At 48.2% G+C, this 14792-nt stretch carries 14 protein-coding genes; 6 read left to right on the forward strand and 8 right to left on the reverse strand.

The features are described from left to right. Positions 1–85: 85 nt before the first annotated feature. Positions 86–1078, reverse strand: coding sequence for a hypothetical protein (locus ACYVEA_RS06810; protein ID WP_461112610.1), 993 nt, complete (start codon positions 1076–1078; stop codon positions 86–88). A gap of 188 nt (positions 1079–1266) precedes the next feature. Here ACYVEA_RS06810 and ACYVEA_RS06815 point away from each other — a divergent pair, with 188 nt between their 5' ends. After that, entirely contained in the window at positions 1267–1905 is a 639-nt protein-coding gene (locus ACYVEA_RS06815; RefSeq protein WP_461112611.1) for a DUF1345 domain-containing protein, read from the forward strand. 1 nt (position 1906) lies between these two features. Here the strand turns inward: ACYVEA_RS06815 and ACYVEA_RS06820 are convergent, their stop codons facing one another. Both ACYVEA_RS06820 and ACYVEA_RS06825 read right to left on the reverse strand, forming a co-directional pair. Further along, positions 1907–2089 carry a hypothetical protein gene (locus tag ACYVEA_RS06820; RefSeq protein ID WP_461112612.1) on the reverse strand — a complete coding sequence of 61 codons (183 nt, stop codon included), beginning with the start codon at positions 2087–2089 and terminating at the stop codon, positions 1907–1909. Between the two features lie 76 nt (positions 2090–2165). Next, positions 2166–3401 (reverse strand): nucleoside recognition domain-containing protein, encoded by a 1236-nt coding sequence (locus ACYVEA_RS06825; protein ID WP_461112613.1) that lies wholly within the window; start codon positions 3399–3401, stop codon positions 2166–2168. A 148-nt stretch (positions 3402–3549) separates the two neighbouring features. Between ACYVEA_RS06825 and ACYVEA_RS06830 the strand changes: the two genes are divergently transcribed. Then, positions 3550–4233: a M15 family metallopeptidase gene (locus ACYVEA_RS06830; RefSeq protein WP_461112614.1), complete on the forward strand. Its 684-nt coding sequence runs from the start codon at positions 3550–3552 to the stop codon at positions 4231–4233. 80 nt (positions 4234–4313) lie between these two features. Here ACYVEA_RS06830 and ACYVEA_RS06835 read toward each other — a convergent pair whose 3' ends face one another. Both ACYVEA_RS06835 and panC read right to left on the reverse strand, forming a co-directional pair. Beyond that, on the reverse strand, positions 4314–4496 hold the full coding sequence (locus ACYVEA_RS06835) for a hypothetical protein (protein WP_461112615.1): 183 nt from the start codon (positions 4494–4496) through the stop codon (positions 4314–4316). A 41-nt stretch (positions 4497–4537) separates the two neighbouring features. Then, positions 4538–5377: a pantoate--beta-alanine ligase gene (panC, locus tag ACYVEA_RS06840; protein ID WP_461112616.1), complete on the reverse strand. Its 840-nt coding sequence runs from the start codon at positions 5375–5377 to the stop codon at positions 4538–4540. 136 nt (positions 5378–5513) lie between these two features. Between panC and ACYVEA_RS06845 the strand changes: the two genes are divergently transcribed. Both ACYVEA_RS06845 and glmS read left to right on the forward strand, forming a co-directional pair. Next, the gene (locus ACYVEA_RS06845; RefSeq protein ID WP_093830615.1) at positions 5514–6320 is read left to right on the forward strand and encodes a glycogen/starch synthase; all 807 of its coding nucleotides are present in this window, start codon (positions 5514–5516) and stop codon (positions 6318–6320) included. A gap of 191 nt (positions 6321–6511) precedes the next feature. Further along, on the forward strand, positions 6512–8350 hold the full coding sequence (gene glmS / locus ACYVEA_RS06850) for a glutamine--fructose-6-phosphate transaminase (isomerizing) (RefSeq protein ID WP_461112618.1): 1839 nt from the start codon (positions 6512–6514) through the stop codon (positions 8348–8350). 46 nt (positions 8351–8396) lie between these two features. Here the strand turns inward: glmS and ACYVEA_RS06855 are convergent, their stop codons facing one another. The 3 genes from ACYVEA_RS06855 to ACYVEA_RS06865 form a co-directional block, all read right to left on the reverse strand. Next, complete coding sequence (locus ACYVEA_RS06855; protein ID WP_461112619.1) at positions 8397–10613, reverse strand: penicillin acylase family protein; 2217 nt, start codon at positions 10611–10613, stop codon at positions 8397–8399. Positions 10614–10649: 36 nt separating this feature from the next. Further along, positions 10650–12236, reverse strand: a complete 1587-nt coding sequence (locus ACYVEA_RS06860; protein WP_461112620.1) for an amidase — start codon at positions 12234–12236, stop codon at positions 10650–10652. Positions 12237–12436: 200 nt separating this feature from the next. Then, positions 12437–13282, reverse strand: coding sequence for an SDR family oxidoreductase (locus ACYVEA_RS06865; protein WP_461112621.1), 846 nt, complete (start codon positions 13280–13282; stop codon positions 12437–12439). 98 nt (positions 13283–13380) lie between these two features. Between ACYVEA_RS06865 and ACYVEA_RS06870 the strand changes: the two genes are divergently transcribed. Both ACYVEA_RS06870 and ACYVEA_RS06875 read left to right on the forward strand, forming a co-directional pair. After that, positions 13381–13830: a winged helix-turn-helix transcriptional regulator gene (locus ACYVEA_RS06870; protein WP_461112622.1), complete on the forward strand. Its 450-nt coding sequence runs from the start codon at positions 13381–13383 to the stop codon at positions 13828–13830. A gap of 142 nt (positions 13831–13972) precedes the next feature. Continuing rightward, entirely contained in the window at positions 13973–14665 is a 693-nt protein-coding gene (locus tag ACYVEA_RS06875) for a hypothetical protein (protein ID WP_461112624.1), read from the forward strand. Positions 14666–14792 lie beyond the last annotated feature (127 nt).

A 14792-nucleotide genomic window follows, 5' to 3' on the forward strand; every position in this document is an offset into this window, starting at 1 on the left:
AGAAATGACATTTAAAACTCTGTGTTCTACGGGACGCTATGGTAAAAAAATTCTGTCAAAAGAAACTTCAGCTAGCTACGCAACGCTAGTTGAATTTCAACCATTGCTTCAATATATCAACATTGGTCAACGCCTTGACGTCAGCTTTAATTTGCTTTACATCCCGCTTCAATTGAGCAATGTTACTGTTGAGGCTGAATTCCAGGGTAATACGTGAGTTGACTGCAAAAGCGGGTTTGCCCGTCAGAGCCGCTAACTCATGTTGCAATCCGGCCAATTCGTCGTCTAATTCCTGCGCCTGTTGCCGCAGTATTTTGTTATAATAGTTGAGTTGGTTTTCGGCTAGGTTTTCCAGATGCGTCTGGTCGATCCGTTCAAGTTCGAGTTGGAGACGTAGTAGTGCCAGCAAATCACTTTTTTCGTAAGCATCCGTCACGCGGTGCATAATTTCAGTTTTGCGTTGTTTCTCAGCGTCGTCGGGTTCCCGGTCGGGGTGAAACGCCTTTACCAGATCCGTGTAGACGGTCCGAACGGCCTTCGTGATGTTACGTTCCTCAACCAGTTTTTTCGCTTCCCGTGCCAGTCGTTTCTCGCTTTTGGGTTTAGCAGCCTTCCGCTCAGCTTCAACCGTCTCTATCGATTCTTCGGGTTCGTTAACCGGAAAGGCTGGTCCATCCGTTTCGGCGTTGGCTTTGTCGAACCCCTGGGCATCATAGTTGTCGTAAATGGATTTTAGCTCATCGAAACCATGCACGGCGATCAACTCAAAGGCCAGATCACGAATCAGACTGGCGAGTTTTTTATTTTCTGTTCGGGTAAGCTCATTTCGGTCGTAAGCACGATCGAATAACCGGACCAGCTCGACGCGAAACTGGTTATGTTGATCAATGAGAGGCCAGTAATCGGCTCGCATCCGCTGCTGAACGTATTGAGCAGCGTCGCGCAGGTCATGAATATCACTACCTAATTTTTCTATCTTTCGGATGAGCCGATTAAACTCTTTCTGCGATTTAGAAAGAACTGTTTTCTCTTTATCAGCCCCAATCCGAACTATGTGCTGCTGGTCTTGTTGAGCCATAAGAACTGTTAACTTATCTCGTAAACAAAGGTAAAATAGTCAGGGGCATTGATCTGGCAGCCCCCCTTTTCAACTATCGATTTCAGGAACATTTTGGTAATCTGCACATCAATGACGCGTGTCATCCACCCAAAGAAAATTATTCTGCAACTCACTCTGCTTCATCTACTACGTCATTTATTATTGATATGCTAGCTGCTTTAGTACGTCGCATTGCTTGCCTGGACTCTCATCATCGATTAATAATCGGCCTGTTTGTTTCAGCAAGTGCCTATTTTATCTTTCCTGCCAACGGCAATGAATCAGCCCGTTTTACCATTGCCTGGGTAAGCTTTTTACTGACCGTATTGGCACTGATGTGGATAACTATGTTCACCGTTCATCCGCGTGATCTACCACAGCTTTCGCGCCTTCAGGATTCGAGTCGACTACTGATTTTACTGTTCGTAATCGTGGCGGCCGGAGCCAGTATGTTTGCTATTATTGACTTGATCAATAATCATACCCAACCTATGCTGGCTATTGTGGCCATTGTTGGTTCATGGAGTTTGGTGCATTCGGTTTTTATAATCCGTTATGCCCATCTGTATTATGGCAATAATTTAAAGCAGACAAAACGGCCTGGTGGTCTGGATTTCCCGCATGAGCCCGAGCCGGATTATCTGGATTTTGCGTACTTCTCCTTTGTTATCGGCATGACCAGTCAGGTTTCCGACGTAGCGATCGGGTCAAAAGCCATGCGCCGAACGGCCCTGGCTCATGGTGTACTGTCATTTGGGTTCAACGCAGTTATCATTGCCCTGACCGTCGGTGCCTTTTCGCATTGATTTAGTTTGAACGTCGTTCGCTGGACCGGGACTGTTTTTTAGCTTTTTCGGACTGTTCGCGTTCGTAATCTTCGCGCTGGCGCTTGTCGGAAATCAGGGTACGGTATAGGCCATTCAGTACGTAGATATCGTCTACTTCGTCGATCAATCGATGGAGATGTTCTCGGACTTGGGTAATATTCATTCGATTTGGCCGCCGAAACGGTACGTTTGTTGAGTTAGCTAAGCTACTTAACTAACACAATTACGAGCTTTTTTGCTCAGTGAAAGAAGAAATAACCCAGCGCAATGCCCGCAATAACGCCAACTAAATCGGCGAACAGGCCGTATGGAATGGCGTGCCTTGAGTTGCGTATACCTACTGAACCAAAGTATAAAGCAACGATGTAGAACGTAGTATCGGCCGACCCCTGGAAAATACAGCCCAAGCGACCGACAAATGAATCTGGGCCAAATTGCTTCATGCCGTCGATCATCAGGGCGCGTGCTCCGGCTCCGCTCAGCGGTTTCATGAGCGCTACGGGCAAAGCACCAGTGAAATCAGTATTAATGCCGGTTAGCTCAAATAAATACCTCAAGCCCCCAACCAGGTAATCCATAGCACCGGCGTTACGGAATGCGCCAATTGCCACCAGCATTCCAACCAGATACGGGATAATCTTTACAGTCGTTTCGAAGCCGCCCTTTGCTCCTTCAATAAACGTCTCAAAAATCGGCACTCTCCTGATTAATGCTCCTACCAGAAAGGATACGACAATCGTTAACAGAACCAAATTGCCGGTAATTTTCGAGACGGTTTCAATTTCTTCTTTCGGTAGGCCCGATAAATACCACAAGGCTAATCCGATCATCGACGTAATGCCAATTAGCCAGCCTAGTACGGTTGTATTCAGCAGGTTTATGCGTTGTTTCAGGGCTACAGCTACAAGTGCCACAACAGTTGTTACATATGTACCAATAACGCACGGGATAAACACGTCCGACGGATCTTTAGCCCCTAGAATTGCCCGCTGCGCCATAACGCTAAGTGGAATAATCTGTAGTCCAGACGTATGCAGGACCAAGAACATGATTTGGGCATTGGAGGCCGTTTCTTTACTAGGATTTAGCTCCTGCAAGCTTGCCATCGCTTTCAGGCCGAAAGGCGTAGCGGCATTGTCAAGTCCGAGCATATTGGCCGAAAAATTCATAATCATCTGTCCATTCGCCGGATGCCCTTTGGGTACTTCGGGAAAGAGCTTGTGGAAAAACGGACCAATGATCCGTGCCAGTAAATTAATGGCTCCCGCTTTCTCGCCAATGTTGAGCAATCCCAGGAAAAACGTCATGACGCCAGCCAGTGGCAAGGCAATGTCCATCACGGCTACTTTCGATGAGTCGAACAGCCCCTCTACGACAATTTTGAATATCTCGGTATCGCCCAGAAAAATCAGTTTAGCCAACGCCACCAGAAAGGCAATCACAAAAAAAGCAACCCAGATGTAGTTTAGTGCCATCAGTAAGTAAAAAGCGAAAGACTGAATGAGCGAGCTGGCGTTCCAGCGAGCTAATAGATAGGCGTATATCCACTCATACCTTTCCGTTTAGAAATCCTGTAAGTTTACAAGATCATTCGTCTCAAACCAACTTTGGCTTAACGTAGCAATGCGACATATTTCTGTTTTCACAATCACTCTTTCGCTCGTTCACTCGTTCGCTCTTTCACTTTTTGCCCAGCCCAACGTTGAGCAGGCAATGATCAAGCAGGGGCTTGTTGACGTGCAGAAAGTAGACCCAAGCATTCTGGTTGAGCTTAAATATTCGACTACTGATAATTTTGTTGGTAAAGATGTATATGACGACCTCACTAGGGCCTATATGCAGCCCATGGCGGCCCGCAAACTCGCAGTTGCCAGCAAGTACCTGCAAGACCATCACCCCGAACTGCGGCTACTGGTTTACGATGCAGCCCGCCCCCGCACAGCGCAGTGGAAGTTATGGAACGCGCTGCCCAATATGCCCGAACGTGAACGCCAGACCTACGTAGCCGATCCGCGAAAAGGCTCGATCCATAACTACGGTTGCGCCGTGGATTTAACGGTGGCGACCAAAGATGGCAAGCCGCTCGACATGGGCACAAAATATGATTTTTTTGGGGTATTGGCCTATCCTTCCCGCGAAGACGAATTGCTAAAATCAGGAAAGTTAACGCAGAAGCAGATCGACAATCGGCACATGCTGCGAACCGCGATGCGGGAAGGTGGTTTCAGTTCAATCGAGTACGAATGGTGGCATTTCAACGCCTTATCCCGTGAGAAAGCCAAAATGGCGTTTCGAATTGTGGATTGATACGTTACTTAATAGAATAAGCAGCCTTATAAACAGTGGTAAAGAGATAGCTATTTGTTAGCCCTGGCGTAAGTTGAAAACTATACGGCTTGACGTCTTTTTTCAGCATGCTGACTATCTAGTTTCTCTAGCGCTTTTTGTACCTCTGGGTCGGTGGCAAACGACTCCCGCATCTGTCGCTTTGTTTCGCGCTTTTCTACAGATAGCCGACGTAGCAACATAATAGTCGCATTAGGGGCTTCTTCCGTGTTGGTCGATTTCATAGCAGTTGTTCGTTTAGTACGTAAAGATAACCATTTACCTCTCAAAAGACCAGATTGTCAATCAGTCTGACATTGCCCAGATGCACGGCCAGGCAGATGGCCGTTTGGCCCGGAGCCAGCACTTCATTGGCAAGTTGCAACGTATCGGCATTGACAACCTCGACGTATTCCAGGCGAAAATTGGGATTAGTCGTAAAAAATCCCGTTACGGCGGCTTTGGCCTGCGTTGTACTGTGCCCTTCGCTTATTAGTTCGTGGGCCAGCGTTAGCGCTTGAAACAGCGCTGGTGCCTGCGCGCGCTCCCCCGGCGTGAGGTTGCGGTTACGCGACGACATAGCCAGGCCATCTGCCTCACGGACTGTAGGGCAACGTACTAACTCAATAGGGAAACTCAAATCCCGAATGAGTCGCCGGATGACAGCAACCTGTTGTAAATCTTTCTGGCCAAAATAAGCCCGGTCGGCTTGTATAATGTTGAACAGCTTGGCTACTACAATACCAACACCATTAAAATGTCCCGGCCGAAAAGCCCCTTCCATCAGCGTTTCCAACTCGCCAAAGTTTAATCGCAGCTTGGGTGGTTCGGGGTACATTTCGTCGACGGATGGCGTAAAAACTATATCACAACCGGCCGCTTCGAGTTTCTGACAATCATCTTCCAGTGTACGCGGGTAACGAGCCAGATCGTCTGGATTATTGAATTGAGCTGGATTAACAAAAATGCTACTTACTACGACATCATTCTCCTTTTTAGCTTTTTCAATAAGCGTTATGTGGCCTTCGTGTAAGGCGCCCATCGTAGGAATCAGGCCAATTGTCTGTTCGGAGCGGATTTTGGCCAGATGTTGACGCAGTGAGGCAATGGTCTCGAAGCGATGCATACCGGTTAATTTATTTTTCAGGCCGCAATGATAGTGCATTTGCAACTTTTTTGCGCAAAGTGTATTGAAATACGGGAAAAATTTGTATAATTTTGCAAGTTTTTTTGTTCTCACAGACAATACACACTTCCCTATTATGAGCAAATTACGTATCCTTTACGTTGCCAGCGAAATCAACCCTTTCCTCAAAACCTCTGATGTCGCTGACTTCGTCCGCAAACTGCCACAGGCTATGCAGGAGCGGGGGATGGAAATCCGAATTCTGGTGCCGCGCTTTGGTCTTATTAACGAGCGCAAAAACCGGTTGCACGAAGTGGTACGATTGTCGGGTATCAATATTGCCGTGGGTGATGATGAAAAGCCGCTGATTATCAAGGTGGCATCGATACCAACGGCCAAATTACAAGTGTATTTCATTGATAATGAAGACTATTTTCAACGGAAATACGTCTTCCACGACAAAGAAAACCGATTCTACGACGACAACGACGAGCGGGCTATTTTCTTCTGCAAAGGCGTGTTGGAAACGGTTAAAAAATTAGGTTGGGCGCCTGATATTGTCCACTGCAACGATTGGATGACGGCCCTGATTCCGCTGTACTTAAAAACGACCTATAAAAACGACCCAATGTTCAAGGACACCAAATCGGTTTTCACGGTCTATAATAATTCATTTGAACACCGTTTCGAAGGCGACATCATCGAAAAAGCGCGGATGATGGATATTGACGATGAGATGCTGGCCGAATTAAAAACGGCTGATTTTGAGGGCTTTATACGTATCGGTTCCACCTATGCCGATGCTGTCGTTCGGGCCGAAGAAGAAACGAGCGAAAGCCTGAATGCCATCTTAACTGATTTTCCGGAGCATAAATTTGATTCCGTTGAAGATGAAGACGTAACCGACCGTTACTACAATCTCTATACGCAATTGGTGGGCTGAACAATACGTTCTAAAGCACCCAATAGCATAGACAGCCCGTTTTCGGTAGTGTCGTTGCATCAACTTATCAAAAAGCCGGGGATTCCCGGCTTTTTGCATTTACTTTACTTATCGAACAACCAACCTCATTTTTTTGAGAAGCTCGATTAATAACAGCTAAACGTACCGGCGAACCGGTATCAACTGAGATTATGTGCGGAATTGTGGCATATGTTGGACATCGGGAAGCGTGTCCATTGGTGATAAAAGGCCTGAAACGTCTCGAATATCGGGGGTACGATAGTGCAGGTGTAGCCCTGATGAACGGGCACGGCCTGGAAGTCTATAAGAAAAAAGGCAAAGTTGTGGCGCTGGAACAGGAATTGGCGGGCAAAGAGCTTCACTCCACGATCGGCATGGGCCATACCCGCTGGGCAACCCACGGGGAACCCAACGACATGAATGCCCATCCTCACTATTCCTTTCACCGCAAGCTGGCCATCATCCACAATGGCATCATTGAGAACTATGCGGCTATTAAACAGGCATTGATCAAGAAAGGACATACGTTCTCCAGCGAAACTGACACCGAAGTATTAGGCCAGTTCATCGAAGACATTTGGGAAAACAACGGCGGTACACTCGAAGAGGCTGTGCGGCTAGCCTTGCAGGAAGTTGTGGGGGCGTATGCCATCGTGATCATGAACGAAGCCGATTCAACGCAGCTTATTGCGGCTCGCAAAGGTTCCCCTTTAGTGATTGGCGTTGGTGAGAATGAGTTCTTTCTGGCATCGGATGCCACACCCATTGTTGAATATACCAAAGACGTAATCTACCTAAACGATTATGAAGTTGCGGTTATCAAAAATGGGGCGCTTACTGTCGTAACGCTCGATAATGCTACGACAACGCCCTACGTCCACAAAATTGAACTGGAGCTGGAAGCCATCGAAAAAGGTGGTTTTGACCACTTTATGCTCAAGGAAATTTTTGAGCAACCCCGCTCCATAGCCGATTCCATGCGGGGCCGCGTTCGGGTCAACGAAGGAACACTACAGCTGGGTGGTTTGAGAGATTATCTTGATAAATTGGCCAAATCGAAGCGGATTGTCATCGTTGGCTGCGGTACGTCCTGGCACGCGGGTTTGGTAGCTGAATACATTTTTGAAGAACTGGCCCGTATCCCCGTCGAGGTGGAGTACGCATCGGAGTTTCGCTACCGAAATCCGATTATCAAAGAAGGCGACATTGTGATTGCCGTCTCGCAGTCGGGTGAAACGGCGGATACGCTGGCCGCTATCGAACTGGCAAAATCAAAGGGAGCAACAATTTTTGGCGTTTGCAACGTAGTAGGTTCCTCTATTGCGCGGGCGACTCACGCAGGTGCCTACACCCATGCCGGACCAGAAATTGGCGTAGCCAGCACGAAAGCGTTCACGGCGCAGGTAACGGTGCTCACGCTGATTGCACTGGCCGCAGCCAAGCGTAAAGGCACTATTTCTGATTCCCTATTCCGGCAGCTACTAGCTGAACTGGAAAGCATTCCGGCGAAGGTTGAACGCGTATTGCAGGCGGCCGACAAGATCAAAGAGATCGCCTATATTTTCACCTACGCCCGCAATTTCATCTACCTGGGTCGAGGCCTTAACTTCCCCGTTGCACTGGAGGGCGCGTTGAAACTAAAGGAAATCAGCTACATACATGCCGAAGGCTACCCAGCCGCCGAAATGAAACACGGTCCCATCGCGCTCATTGACGAAGATATGCCGGTAGTCGTTATTGCCACGAAAGATAGCTCGTACGAAAAAGTAGTTTCGAATATTCAGGAAGTGAAAGCGCGCAAAGGTCGGGTCATTGCCATCACAACCGAAGGCGATACGCAACTGCCGGGTATTGTAGACTTTACAATTGAGATCCCAAAAGTCCATGAAATTCTCATGCCGCTGGTATCAGTTGTCCCCCTGCAACTACTGGCGTATGACATTGCCGTAATGCGCGGCCGTAACGTCGACCAGCCAAGGAATCTGGCGAAATCGGTAACGGTGGAGTAAGTTTTCGTCAAACCCATAAGGTTTGCTAGACCTTATGGGTTTGTAATTACTTATCTCCCGGATGATACGTCTTTTCAACGTGCTTCTGGACATCTTCAGGATAGAACAATACGTCCTTAAACTTGCCCTCGCAGTAGAGCGGAGCCTGATCGGTGAAATGCTGCGCGCCCGGTCGACTACTTTGGCCACCTGTCACCACCGACCGGGCTTTTACACGTTTACCGAACTCTACGACAGCCACAAAGCTATTGCCCACACTACCATAGCGTTTTTTGGTACCGGGATAGTTTCTGGCCGCAAAAGCGGCTAACGACCCCCAGGCCGACGACGTGAAGCCAACCGGAATACTCGGCTTCTGATCGTCGTAGGTTTCCTGAATTTTCCCCGTCAGGCGCTGATACCGGTTGATATCGCCCCAGGGCGTTTTCCAGGTGCCAAAATCGCGCGTCAGCTCCGTTAACACGTCGGCCAGCGCCGTCACTTTTTCTTGCGGTGATGTATTGCTGATCGTAAACGCGGTAAGACTCAAGTTATCAAATCGCTGATCGCTGGCGGCACGGCTACGGGCAAGCTTCTGTATTTTTTCGCCCCAGAAAATAGCCAGCGTCTGACCGACGGACGTAACACCATAGGTTTTGTCCCAGTCTTTCAGAATCTGAATGGCTTCGGCCAGGTCTTTCGATTGGTTTGCTGCATCGCTGGAAACCGTTTGGTAGGCGCTTAGTAGTGGTGGCAGCAATTCCTCGAAAGCCACCAGATGTGGGTCGTTGGCGGCCGCAATCAACGTATCGAGTGTAAAAACAGATTTCTGACTCAAGACACGGGCTGCATTGATACCCCGATAGTTTTGAGCATCGGGAGCCATGTAGTCTGGATACTTGCTCTTTTCCGGGCTGCTAGGACCCGACACCGTAAAGGGCGTAGAATTGCAATTCTGAATCCAGCCGCTGGCGGGGTTACGTACCTGCACAATGTCATCGACCGAATGGAGCCCCTTCCAGTCCGTTTCAGGATTGCTGCCATCAACGGGCTGGCTCCAGTCAAATTTGGGGTCTCGCTTCGGCATAAAATTGCCGTGCCAGTAGGCGATAGTACCGTCTTTATCGGCAAAAATTGTATTGTTAGACGCATTACCGTTTAGTTTCATGACGTCTTTGAAACCCGCGTAGCCTGTTGCCTTCGTGCGCAGATACGACTGCTCCAGGGCATTCAGGGGCGTATTCATCATGTCGATGGCAATCCATTTTCCATCCTTTTCGCCCGCAATGGGTCCGTGTTGCGTGAAATACATAGTAAACTCTTTGTACTGAACGCCATTTCCCGATTTGTAGGCTAATCTGACTTTTTGCGTTCGAACGGGCTTGAGATCAGTACCGTGTTTATAGTAGATCGCGTTTCCTTTTTTCTCGATGGTTTCCAGATATTCGTCCATCGAATCAGCATAACTGGTCGTGTGCATCCAGCCGCAATTTTCATTAAAACCCTGGTAGATAAAGAACTGCCCCCAGGTAACAGCCCCATACGCGTTTAAGCCGCCCTGACTAACCATGTGCACCTCCGATCGAAAATAGAACGATGTATGCGGATTAATCAGCAGTAGCGCGTTTTTCGTAGCACTTTTGGACGGTGCAATGGCAAACCCATTCGAGCCAACAGATTCGCGTTCGTAATGATCGAAATTATTGATCCACGACGTTGATTTACGCTGCTCATAAAACGCCTTTAACCGCTCGATCGGCACTACGCTGATGTTACCGCCAATGCTGCCTTCACTGAACATCAGCGGCATCCACGGTTGAAATCGTTTCAGCAGCCTGGGCGTTACGTCCGGATGCGTATAGAGATAATAGTTAGTTCCATCGGCGAAAGCGTCCAATAGCTGTTTCATCCAGACCGGACTCTTTTTATACGTAGCAATCGCCTGTGTGCTATCCATGAACAAATGCGCCCGTAAATCGTGATAAAGCGCGGACTCGCCTTCCACTTCGGCCAAGCGGCCAATTGACGTAATATAGTTTTCCTCAACCCGCGCGAAATCATCTTCGCACTGAGTGTACATAAGTCCAAACACGACGTTCGCATCGGTTTTGCCATAGATATGCGGAACGCCCCACGTATCACGCGTGATAGTGACCTGTTTGGCCTGCTGCTGCCATCGGGCAAGGTCAGCTTTGCTAAACGGCTGACCTTGTGCCGAAGCGGAAAATAAAATGGCGAACAGGCTGAAAAATGAAATGATTGGAGGCAACGTAAGGCGATTCATTGACAAAGAAGTGATGTAGTGATTATAGAATTCTAATTATTGACGAAGGGCTGGAAATCGTTTGGGGGCTACCCGGTGGTGAGTTGCCTGTTCATAAGCATACGTCAATCGGATCAACGTTGGCTCATCGAACATGCGGCCCAAAAACTGAATACCAGCGGGTAAATCGCCGGTTGTGAAACCCATCGGAATCGTGAAAGCAGGCTGACCCGTTGCGGGAGCAATCAACTGGCTATTGTCGCCTTTGTAACCCTTCGCATCGCCCACCAGCGCAGGTGGATAATTCCAGCTTGGGTAAATTAAGGCATCGACATGCTGCTGATCCATTTTGGCTTCGATGGCTTTACGGTACGCAATACGTAGTGGATCGGTAAACGCATCTCCGCACGGAATTTCGGGGTGGTTAGCGCGGCCCGTATGAGTTTGCTGGTACGTTAACCGATCGCGCACGATGTCCGAATAACCGCCTACGCGGATAATATCTTCCAGCGTTTTTAGGGAATCCCGTTTAACAAATGTTCGGAGGTACGTTTCAACATCATTTCGAAAATCGGCGCACCACTGATTGGCCCGTAGCGAATCAAACTCCGGGATCGTAACATCAATGACTTGCGCGCCCGCCCGCGTCAAATCGACGATAGCCTGCTCGAAAAGCACTTTAATTTCCGGGTGAATATTCTTGTCGCTCAGCTGACGTAGCACGCCAATTCGGGTGCCCTTCAGGCCATCTTTCCGTAAAAACTGTGTATAATTTTTGGGGATTTTGCCCTGGCTGTTTTTTGTGATCGCATCATTGGGATCATAGCCCGCCGTAACGTCCAGCAATCGGGCCGCGTCTTTCACCGTGCGACACATCGGCCCGCCCACGTCATTGCGAGAGTAAAGCGGAATGATCCCGTAACGACTTACCAGCCCTAGCGACGTACGGAAACCCACTAAGGCGTTATGCGACGAGGGGCCACGTATTGAATTTCCCGTATCCGAACCTAATCCAACTGCGCCTAAGTTAGCCGCTACAGCCGCTGCCGTACCACCGCTCGATCCGGCTGGGACATACGCTAAATTGTAGGGGTTCAGGGTTTCGCCGGCTATCGAGCTTTGCGAGTGCATGGGCGTAAATGCCCACTCGGCCATATTGGATTTAGCCAGTACGATGGCCCCGGCTTCACACAATTTCCGAACCTGGTAGGCATCTTCATCAGGAACAAACCCTTTCAGCGCGATGGAACCACCCGTCGTTTGGAGCCCTCTCGTATTAAAATTGTCTTTGACAATAACCGGAATGCCATGCAGCGGGCGCAGTCTTCCGGTTTTCTTAAACTCAGCATCTAGTGCACGGGCCGTAGCGAGTGCTTCCGGATTTACACTAATAATTGAGTTAAGCCTGGTTGGCTGATCGTAGGTTTTGATACGTTCCAGATAAGCATTCACCAATTGTTCACTGGTCAGCGAGCCCGCACGAAAAGCCCGATGGATGTCGCTAATGGTCGTTTCAATAACGTCAAACTCATGGGTCGGCGCTGGTTTGGGTGGCGACTGAGCAATTGCTAACAAGACTGGACTCAGCAGCGCTAGAAATAAATAAATGTATGGTTGATGAAGAAAACGAATAGGTCGCGGCATACGGAATATAAGCGAACATTATAATCGTATGGCAAAAATAGTCTTTCTTAGTAGGAATAATCTTATAAATGAATAAGTAAGCCTTATTTATATGGACAACGATGTATTTAGCGAAATAGAAAATGTAAAGGTACCGAGGCTTTCAGTCCGTTTTAATCCTTTCTGCTGAATTAAAAACGGACTGGAAATCCCGGTACCCATTACAAACTCTTTAGATACGTATCCAGACTAACTGGCTCACGGCCCAGCAAATTTTTCAGCACCGGAGATGATACGTTAAAATCGTTTTGTTTTATGCCTTCGGCCATTCCGGCATAAATCTTAGCGGCTACCGGTGGCAAATGCTTCACCAATTCAGCTTCATAGGCACTGCCCGGAATATCGACATACTCAACTGTTGTGCCGTTGCGACTTAGACTGTTGGCAATGTCGCTGAACGACCAGGCTGTAGGCGAACCAATGTCATACACTTTATTTTCGTGACCTTCGCTGGTTAGGGCGTTGGCCAAACCCTCGGCGATGTCGGTACGTAACACAAAATTGACTTTCCCCTCGCCTGCGGGATAATAGAGCTTACCCGATTGAGCCGCATCGCCAATAACCATCGGCAGCACGTCCAGATACAAGTTATTGCGAAAAAAGGTGTACGTCAAGCCAGACTCTATAATCAAATTCTCGGTTCGGAAATGGTCAATACCAGGCGTAAACAACGCGTTCGGCGAAGGGTTTGGGGCACTGGTGTAGAAAATATGTTTCACACCAGCTTCTTTCGCGGAATTGATAACGTTGCTATGCTGACGAACCCGATCATCTCCCACTACCGCGCTGGAAATCAGCAGTAACGTATCAACACCGGCAAGGCCCGTCATGAACGACGCTTGATCTTCGTAATCGCCCTGACGAACCGCTACGCCTTTGTCGGCAAATTCGGCAATTTTTTGCGGGTCCCTAACAAGGGCGACCAATGATTCAGGGCTTGTTTTACTGAGCAGAAATTCGAGAGTGGCTTTACCTAAATGGCCAGAGGCTCCGGTTATTGCGATCATGATATTGTTCTTTTTAATTCCTTAGTTACTTTTGGTAACTCAAAGGTATTCAGTAGCTATAACGCCCACAAGAAGGCATTTTTTAATTCGTCAGGCACATGGAGAGAACTATTGTTGATAATCAGCAAGATCAGTTGCAAAAAAAGTTGCAAAAAATTTTAGGAACAGTTGAATCGGTGGGCGGTACGTGTCCCATTCGCCATATTCTGGCTCGGTTTAGCGATAAATGGTCGACCTTATCCATTTTTCATCTGGGCGACGCGGGCACACTCCGTTTCAATGAATTAATGAAACGTATCGATGGAATTTCGCAGCGGATGCTTACCGTTACGCTACGTACTTTAGAGCGCGATGGCCTGATTACGCGCCGGATTTACGCCGAAATTCCGCCCCGGGTTGAGTATCAATTGACCGATTTAGGCCGAAGTCTTTTAGTGCAGATTATCGAACTGGGCGATTGGGCCAGTAACCACAGTGATCAAATTCTGGCGGCCAGAGCCCAGTTTGATTCTCGTGAACGAGGACTAATGGATATAGCTCAAAACTGACAAATTAGGTTCTGATTATGTTTGTGTTACGCCTTTGAAATCAGCGGTTTGTTACGTATATTTACTACCCCAATTTCCAACAAACAACCATACTAATGAGTCGGGTTTTGGCTTAAACACAGCGCCCGGCAACTCAATCCGCATGAAGAAAGGACGCTCGAATCCGAACCAACTCCAGATTGATTTTCTGGCCGCTTATCGCCGAATGCTTATCAGTCTAGGCAGCCCCGAAAACCTGCCCGTCAACGAGAGCTTGTTTATGCGCATGACCGACCAGTGGGAAAATACACGCGTCATGCCAAACGATCTTTTATTTCACAAAAGCCCTGTCGAAGCCGTTGTTTTCCGGTTACAGAAAAACGACGAACCAGGCGAATCGGCTCGCCTAAACTTTCCGGACGAACTGATTGCAGGCGAAATTCGGGGAGAGCAGGGCTTAACAGGTTTTTCAGCCAAGTTCCGGGATCAGGGCTGGATTATTCTGCCCGCCGAACTGTCGTCTACCTACAAAAATCTGTTTCTGAATATACTGGCCGCGTCTATTGGCCTGGAACATCTTTATCCATCCCGCAAGGAGTTACTGGTCGAGGCCGAACGTATTGCGCTGGCCGCAATGCTCCCTGAAGCTGAAATGCGGAAGTTCTTCGGTCTGCGGTTGTCTCGTTTCCCGGATAGTTTCCGTAGTGAAGTGGTCAACTATTATAACGTACCGTTTGATTACGTACTGAAACGGGCGAATCATTTGGGCATGGTGTCCGAACAGGTCATTGAAGAAGCGAACCAACCACTACGTTCCACCATTCTGCGTAGACCTTCGAGTAGTCGGGCTGCGTAGTATAAGACGAATAAAGAATAATTTCCAAAGTCGGTTAAGCATCATATTGTGCTTAACCGACTTTTTTATAAAATTATCAGCGTTTTTACCAGCCAATCCGCAACTCTCCTATACATAGTAAAACCAA

The organism is Spirosoma jeollabukense, from assembly GCF_054777855.1.

Excerpts from the sequence above, each read along its gene's own strand:
- ACYVEA_RS06810 (WP_461112610.1), bottom strand. The coding sequence starts at position 1,078 with ATGGCTCAACAAGACCAGCAGCACATAGTTCGGATTGGGGCTGATAAA.
- ACYVEA_RS06830 (WP_461112614.1), top strand. The coding sequence starts at position 3,550 with ATGCGACATATTTCTGTTTTCACAATCACTCTTTCGCTCGTTCACTCG.
- glmS (WP_461112618.1), top strand. The coding sequence starts at position 6,512 with ATGTGCGGAATTGTGGCATATGTTGGACATCGGGAAGCGTGTCCATTG.
- panC (WP_461112616.1), bottom strand. The coding sequence starts at position 5,377 with ATGCATCGCTTCGAGACCATTGCCTCACTGCGTCAACATCTGGCCAAA.
- ACYVEA_RS06865 (WP_461112621.1), bottom strand. The coding sequence starts at position 13,282 with ATGATCGCAATAACCGGAGCCTCTGGCCATTTAGGTAAAGCCACTCTC.
- ACYVEA_RS06815 (WP_461112611.1), top strand. The coding sequence starts at position 1,267 with ATGCTAGCTGCTTTAGTACGTCGCATTGCTTGCCTGGACTCTCATCAT.
- ACYVEA_RS06860 (WP_461112620.1), bottom strand. The coding sequence starts at position 12,236 with ATGCCGCGACCTATTCGTTTTCTTCATCAACCATACATTTATTTATTT.
- ACYVEA_RS06825 (WP_461112613.1), bottom strand. The coding sequence starts at position 3,401 with ATGGCACTAAACTACATCTGGGTTGCTTTTTTTGTGATTGCCTTTCTG.
- ACYVEA_RS06845 (WP_093830615.1), top strand. The coding sequence starts at position 5,514 with ATGAGCAAATTACGTATCCTTTACGTTGCCAGCGAAATCAACCCTTTC.
- ACYVEA_RS06875 (WP_461112624.1), top strand. The coding sequence starts at position 13,973 with ATGAAGAAAGGACGCTCGAATCCGAACCAACTCCAGATTGATTTTCTG.
- ACYVEA_RS06855 (WP_461112619.1), bottom strand. The coding sequence starts at position 10,613 with ATGAATCGCCTTACGTTGCCTCCAATCATTTCATTTTTCAGCCTGTTC.
- ACYVEA_RS06870 (WP_461112622.1), top strand. The coding sequence starts at position 13,381 with ATGGAGAGAACTATTGTTGATAATCAGCAAGATCAGTTGCAAAAAAAG.
- ACYVEA_RS06820 (WP_461112612.1), bottom strand. The coding sequence starts at position 2,089 with ATGAATATTACCCAAGTCCGAGAACATCTCCATCGATTGATCGACGAA.
- ACYVEA_RS06835 (WP_461112615.1), bottom strand. The coding sequence starts at position 4,496 with ATGAAATCGACCAACACGGAAGAAGCCCCTAATGCGACTATTATGTTG.